Source organism: Gemmatimonas sp. (genome assembly GCF_044376735.1).
Taxonomy (GTDB): Bacteria; Gemmatimonadota; Gemmatimonadetes; order Gemmatimonadales; family Gemmatimonadaceae; genus Gemmatimonas.
On record NZ_JBILKJ010000156.1, the window covers coordinates 1 to 5,831 of the forward strand.

A 5,831-nucleotide genomic window follows, 5' to 3' on the forward strand; every position below is an offset into this window, starting at 1 on the left:
CCGCCGAGGTGTCGCCGTATCTGCGCGCCGGCGGCCGCTTCGAAGTGAACGTCGCCTCCATGGGTGACGCGCGCTCGCTGCGCGGCGGCACGCTCTACATGACGCCGCTGGTCGCCGATGCCAGCGGGTCGCCGCTCGCCTCGGCGCAGGGCTCGCTGCTGGTCAGCGATGGTGGTACGAGCACGCGGTACATGCCGTCGCACGAAACGTCGGCGCGCATTCCCACCGGTGGTGTGCTCGAAGCCGATCTCCCCCGACCGGCCATCGTCGCGACCTCGCGCCTGCTGCTGCGCGAACCCGATCTCGGCACCGCCACCCGCATCGCCACCGCCATCAACGCCACCTACGGCGAGAAGACCGCGACGGTGGAAGACGAAGGCTCGGTGATCGTGACGCTCCCCGATTCGGTGCAGAAGCCTACGGCGCTGGCCCGCATCCGCGATCTCGCGGTCAAGCCCGAAGCACGTCCCCGCCTTGTCATCGACGGCAAGGACGGGACCGTCGTGGCCGGCGGCGACATGATCGTGGGGTCGGCCACCGTGAGCCATGGCGCCATCACTCTGGCCATCGGCAGCGAGACCGCCAACGACACCACCGCGATTCCGGGCAGTGTCCGCCTCCCGGCCGGCATTCCCGTGCAGCGGGTAGCCTCGGCCCTGCACGCCGTGCGCACGCCCCCGAACGAGATCGCGGCCATCTTTGCGGCCCTCCGTGAAGTGGGCGCGATCACCGCCGAGGTCATCGTTCGATGATCGACCGCATTCAAGCCGGCGGCCTGACCAACGCCAGCGCCCCCACGCCCCCACGATCCGCCAGGGAGCAGCGGGACGCCACGCTCATGAAGACCGCCAGTCAGCTCGAAGGCATGTTCGTGCAGCAACTGTACAAGGCCATGCGCGAGACCGTTCCCCAGCAGGAAGGGATCGTTTCAGGAGGGGCCGGAGAAGACATCTTCACGGGACTACTGGATCAGCACCTTGCTGCCGAGACTCCTAAACAATGGGAGCGTGGGATCGCGCAGGCCCTTTACCGACAACTGCGTCACGGCACCCCCGCTGACGCACCGCAGCCCTCAGTACCCACTCCCGATTCAAACACCCGCTGATGTCGACGATGACCCTCTTGCCACAAGAACCCGCTCCGCGTCTCGGCGTGCCGACCGGAGCACTGCTGGACGCACTGCATGATGCGTTGATCAGCGAGCGGAAGCTGCTCGACGATCTCATCGCGCAGATGCGTCGCCAGCGCGCGGCGGTCGCAGCGGACAACATCGAAGGCGTGGATGACAGCACCTTTGCCACCCACCGCATTCTGGCCACCCTCGGTCAGGCGCGCACCCGTCGCCGACAGCTCAACATCCTGATGGGTGGCTCCGAAGACTGCACCCTGCGCGAACTCGAAGACATGCTCGGCGATCAGGTCGACCCGCGACTGCGCGATGCGCGCGTGCGGCTCACGCAGGCCGCCGATCTCCTCACCCGCGAAGTCGGCATGAACCGCAAGCTGCTGCGCGAAGCGTTGACGAACACCGATCAGCACGTGCGCACCCTCGTGGGCGCACCAGCCCTGCCCACCACGTATGCCACCGAAGGCGCGACCGTTCCCAACAGCGGCGCGCCCCGCGGTGTGCTCGTAAACCGGACCGCCTGACATGTCCTCCGGCCTGTTGAGCATCGCGCGCACCGCGCTTCTCACGCATCAATCCGCGCTCCAGACGATCTCGCAGAACATCGCGAACGCGGAGACGCCGGGATACTCGCGCCAGGAAGCGCTGCTCGTGGCCAACACGCCAGTCGCGATGCCATACGGCTCGATGGGCACCGGCGTCCATGTCGAAACGATCATCCGCAAGCGCGACCTGCTGCTCGACGACAGTTTCCGCTCGGCCAACTCGCTCGCCGGCAATGCGGAGATGCGCCGCAGCCTCATGAGCCAGGTGGAAGGGGTATTCGGTGAGCCCAGCGACGAAGGGATGAGCAGCGCGCTCGACGCCTTCTGGAACTCCTGGAGCGATCTGTCCAGTTCGCCCAGCAGCCTGTCGGCGCGCTCGGTCGTGCAGCAGCGTGGTCGGCAGGTCGCACAGCTGTTCAACGCGTACGACACGCAGCTCACCCAGCAGCGCACGTCCACCATCGACCGGCTGCAGAGTACGGTGGGGACGATCAACGCGCTCGCCGCGCAGGTCGCCGAACTGAACTCGCGGATCATGTCGTCGGAGATGGCTGGCCGAACGAACAACGATCTGCGCGATCTACGCGACCTGAAGCTCGACGAGCTCGCGTCGGTCGCCGGCACGCGGGTCGTCAATCAGGTCGACGGCGGCATCGCCGTCCTCATCGGCAACTCCACGCTGGTGCAGGGTGACACGTCCACGCCGCTCACCCTCAAGCTCGAGACGCCGAATCCGTTGCCGGCCACGCCGCTCACGGATGTGAACGTGCGGATCCAGATCGGCTCGTCGCCCGATGCGCTCGCGCCCTTGGCGGGTTCGATCAAGGCGATGGTCGATGTGCTGAACGTCGATATCCCCGACGCGCGCAGCCGACTGGATGCCATGGCCGCGCAGCTCACCACGGCGGTGAATGCCGTGCACACCACCGGCTACACCTTCACCGGCACCACCGTCCCGGGCGTCGCCGCCGGCAACTTCTTCACGCCCGGCACGATGGCCAACCCGATCACCGCCGGCACGATCGCGGTGAACAGTGCGATTCTGAGCGATCCGCTCAAGATCGCGGCCAGCGGCAACGCCAACGGCCCGACCGACAACAGCGTGTCGCAGGGCCTGGCCAGCCTGCGCCTCGTTGAGAACAGCGTCAGCTGGACGTCGAGCACGGGCGCCACCGAAGTGGGCTCCTTCCTGAGCTTCTTCCGCAGCACCGTCTCCCGCGTGGGCATCGAGGCCGCCGCCGCGAGTGACAGCGCCACCGTGTACCGGAATCTGACCGAGCAGGCCAATGACCGTCGCCAGTCCGTCAGCGGCGTGAGCACCGACGAGGAACTGGTGAACATGATGCGCGTGCAGCAGTCTTATCAGGCGGCCACCAAGATGATCAAGATGGCCGACGAAATGCTGCAAACGCTTCTCTCACTGGTCTGATACGCGATGCTCATCCTCGGACGCCGCGAAGGCGACTCGATCATCATTGACGGCGGGATCCGGATTGTCGTGGTGTCCTGCGATCGCGGGGGCGTCCGCATCGGCATCGACGCGCCCAGCCACGTCAAGATTCTGCGCGGCGAGATCGCCGATCAGGTCAAGTCGGAGAACGAGCGCGCCGCGGCCCCGGTCGCCATGGAATGGCTGGCCACCCTCGGCGTGCCCATCGCCCACGCGGCGCCGGCCCCAACCGCCGACCCCAGCGGCAAACCCGCCGCCTGACGTCAGCGCAGGCGGCGAGCGGCCTGCAACGTAGGCAGCTCGATCAGGCAGCCGTACGCCGTGGCCTCCCCACGCCCGTGACTGCGCGCCAGCAGCCAGGTGATGGCGTCCGCATCGCGCGCCAGCGACGCGAGGTCGCCCGCACCGGTGCTGCCATCGGCCGACACCTCGATCCGGACCACCTCCCCCTCGGTCGAGAGGGCGACGCGCACACCCGCCTGCCCCGCCCCCACACGGCTGGCCCCCACCAACGCCACGCACAGCGCATGCTGCAGCGCCCCCGGATCGGCCCGCACCGGCTGCACGTCGTCGGCCATGACCACGGTACAGTGCACGTCGCGGTACTCCGGATGATGCGCCACCAGCGCCAGCGCGGCACGCACGCCGTCGCCCGGGATCATGGGCTCCAGATCGGCGCCCTCACGCCGGGGCAGCTGCCGCAGCTGCTCCAGCAGCCCCTCCAGACGGTCGGCATCCGCCCGTAAACCGGAGAGCACACGCTCGTCGGGCGCCCGCGACGGATCCAGGAGTCCGGCAAACGCCACGACCGTCGCCACCCGGTTGCTGAACGCATGTGCCAACCCGCGAAGTAAATCGTCATGGGTAGAGAGCCAGCGCGCCGCCCCGGCGTCGCCGCTCACGTCTGCTCGTTCCACTCGCACTCCGGGATCTGCCGCGTGTTCGTCATCATAGGCCTGGTCATTGTGTTGGGCTCCGTCATCGGTGGCTATGTGATGCACCATGGCGAGCTGGCCGTGCTCATCCAGCCCAACGAGTTTCTCATTCTCGGTGGCGCCGGACTGGGCTCCATGGTCATCGCGAATCCCCCCTCGGTGCTGAAGGGGGTGCTGGCACAGACGATGGGCCTGCTCAAGCCGAATCCGTTCGGTGCGTCCGCCTACGCCGAACTGCTGCAGGTACTCTACGAGATCTTCCAGAAGGCCCGCAAGGACGGACTGGTCGGCCTCGAGTCGCACATCGAAAATCCCGAGAACAGCGACATCTTCAAGAAGTACCCGTCGTTCCAGGGCAACCACCACGCCATGTCGCTGTTGTGCGACACGCTCAAGGTGCTGCTCACCGGCACGGTGGAAGACCACAATCTGGCCGAAATCCTCGACGTCGACCTCGAGAAGCATCATCACGAGGCGATGTTGGTGCCCAGTGCCGTGACCGCCGTCGGCGACGCCATGCCGGGCTTCGGCATCGTGGCCGCCGTGCTCGGCGTCATCATCACCATGGGCTCGATCGGAGGCGCCGCCTCCGAAATCGGTGAAAAGGTCGCCGCCGCACTGGTCGGCACATTCCTCGGCATCCTGCTCGCCTACGGCGTGTTCGGACCCATCGCCGCGGCGATGGGCAATCGCATCGCCGCCGAGCACGACTACATGCTGTGCGTGCGCACGGCGCTGCTGTCGTTTGCCCGTGGTGATGCGCCGATGACGGCCGTGGAGTTTGCCCGTCGCAACGTCGAGCCGCATGAGCGTCCCAGCTTCGCCGAGCTCGAAGAGCTGACGCGCCGGAAGGCGGCGTAGTACGATGGCGCCGCGCGGTGGCAAGAAGATCATCATCGTCAAGAAGAAGGTCGCCGGACACGGCGGCCATCACGGCGGATCATGGAAGGTGGCGTACGCCGACTTCGTGACCGCCATGATGGCGTTCTTCATGGTGATGTGGATTCTTGGCATGGACGACAAGACCAAGCAGGCCATCGAGGGCTACTTCGCCAATCCGGTCGGCTACAAGAAGGGCTACGGTGCGGGATCGAGCCCGCTGTCCACCGGCACCGCGCCCACGAAGGTGCAACAGACGCCGCTGCGTTCGCTCGTGCGCACCACCGAGCAGCGCACCTTCGAAGAGCTCAAGTCGTCGATTCTCGAAAAGGTCGCCTCGAACGATTCCCTCAAGGCGCTCAAGGCCCTGGTCGACGTGCAAGTCACGAGCGACGGCCTCCGTATCGAGCTCGTGGAAACCGGCAGCGGCGATGTGTACTTCCCGACCGGTTCGGCGCGCATGAAGTCGCCGACCATGCTCGCCCTGCAGCTGATCGGCACCGAACTCGCCAAGCTGCAGCATCCGGTGATTCTCGAGGGCCACACCGACGCCGCGCCCTTCGGCAGCGCCGGCGGCAGTTATGGCAACTGGGAACTCTCCGCCGACCGCGCCAACGCGGCGCGACGCGTGCTTGAAGACGTCGGCCTCAATGAACGCCGCATCGTGGAAGTGCGCGGGTACGCCGCCACCAAGCCGCGCATCCTCGACGACCCGCTCTCGGCTGCCAATCGCCGCATCTCGATCCTGTTGCCCTACAGCGTGGCGCCCGATGGGGCCGCCGACGCCAAGAGCATGGCGCGCTACAAGTCGGATTCGATGCTGGCGGAAATCTCCATGCGCGTCGCGAAGTAACCGCGCACCGTCGCCACCGTTTGTTCGAGCGCCGTTCCGTCGA

8 protein-coding genes are annotated in these 5,831 nt (G+C 66.9%); 7 read left to right on the plus strand and 1 reads right to left on the minus strand.

Going from position 1 to position 5,831, the window contains the following annotated elements; genetic code table 11:
• The 5 genes from ACIRA7_RS14235 to ACIRA7_RS14255 all read left to right on the plus strand — a co-directional run.
• A partial coding sequence (locus ACIRA7_RS14235) for a flagellar basal body P-ring protein FlgI (protein WP_396221512.1) occupies positions 1 to 752 on the plus strand: 752 nt, incomplete at its 5' end.
• Positions 749 to 1,105 carry a rod-binding protein gene (locus ACIRA7_RS14240; RefSeq protein WP_396221513.1) on the plus strand — a complete coding sequence of 119 codons (357 nt, stop codon included), beginning with the start codon at positions 749 to 751 and terminating at the stop codon, positions 1,103 to 1,105. The genes ACIRA7_RS14235 and ACIRA7_RS14240, both read left to right, overlap by 4 nt.
• Positions 1,105 to 1,650, plus strand: coding sequence for a flagellar export chaperone FlgN (gene flgN / locus ACIRA7_RS14245; RefSeq protein WP_396221514.1), 546 nt, complete (start codon positions 1,105 to 1,107; stop codon positions 1,648 to 1,650). Before ACIRA7_RS14240 ends, flgN begins: the two co-directional genes overlap by 1 nt.
• A gap of 1 nt (position 1,651) precedes the next feature.
• Positions 1,652 to 3,100 (plus strand): flagellar hook-associated protein FlgK, encoded by a 1,449-nt coding sequence (flgK, locus tag ACIRA7_RS14250; protein ID WP_396221515.1) that lies wholly within the window; start codon positions 1,652 to 1,654, stop codon positions 3,098 to 3,100.
• 6 nt (positions 3,101 to 3,106) lie between these two features.
• A complete protein-coding gene (locus ACIRA7_RS14255; protein ID WP_396221516.1) occupies positions 3,107 to 3,382 on the plus strand; it encodes a carbon storage regulator in 276 nt (91 codons plus the stop codon).
• A 2-nt stretch (positions 3,383 to 3,384) separates the two neighbouring features.
• On the opposite strand, the gene ACIRA7_RS14260 is transcribed toward ACIRA7_RS14255, so the two are convergent.
• Positions 3,385 to 4,023 carry a hypothetical protein gene (locus tag ACIRA7_RS14260; RefSeq protein WP_396221517.1) on the minus strand — a complete coding sequence of 213 codons (639 nt, stop codon included), beginning with the start codon at positions 4,021 to 4,023 and terminating at the stop codon, positions 3,385 to 3,387.
• A 36-nt stretch (positions 4,024 to 4,059) separates the two neighbouring features.
• On the opposite strand from ACIRA7_RS14260, the gene motA reads away from it, so the two are divergent.
• Positions 4,060 to 4,917, plus strand: coding sequence for a flagellar motor stator protein MotA (motA, locus tag ACIRA7_RS14265; protein WP_396221518.1), 858 nt, complete (start codon positions 4,060 to 4,062; stop codon positions 4,915 to 4,917).
• Positions 4,918 to 4,921: 4 nt separating this feature from the next.
• Positions 4,922 to 5,788: a flagellar motor protein MotB gene (locus ACIRA7_RS14270; RefSeq protein WP_396221519.1), complete on the plus strand. Its 867-nt coding sequence runs from the start codon at positions 4,922 to 4,924 to the stop codon at positions 5,786 to 5,788.
• Positions 5,789 to 5,831: the final 43 nt, after the last annotated feature.

Excerpts from the sequence above, each read along its gene's own strand:
- ACIRA7_RS14240 (WP_396221513.1), top strand. The coding sequence starts at position 749 with ATGATCGACCGCATTCAAGCCGGCGGCCTGACCAACGCCAGCGCCCCC.
- ACIRA7_RS14255 (WP_396221516.1), top strand. The coding sequence starts at position 3,107 with ATGCTCATCCTCGGACGCCGCGAAGGCGACTCGATCATCATTGACGGC.
- flgN (WP_396221514.1), top strand. The coding sequence starts at position 1,105 with ATGTCGACGATGACCCTCTTGCCACAAGAACCCGCTCCGCGTCTCGGC.
- flgK (WP_396221515.1), top strand. The coding sequence starts at position 1,652 with ATGTCCTCCGGCCTGTTGAGCATCGCGCGCACCGCGCTTCTCACGCAT.
- ACIRA7_RS14270 (WP_396221519.1), top strand. The coding sequence starts at position 4,922 with ATGGCGCCGCGCGGTGGCAAGAAGATCATCATCGTCAAGAAGAAGGTC.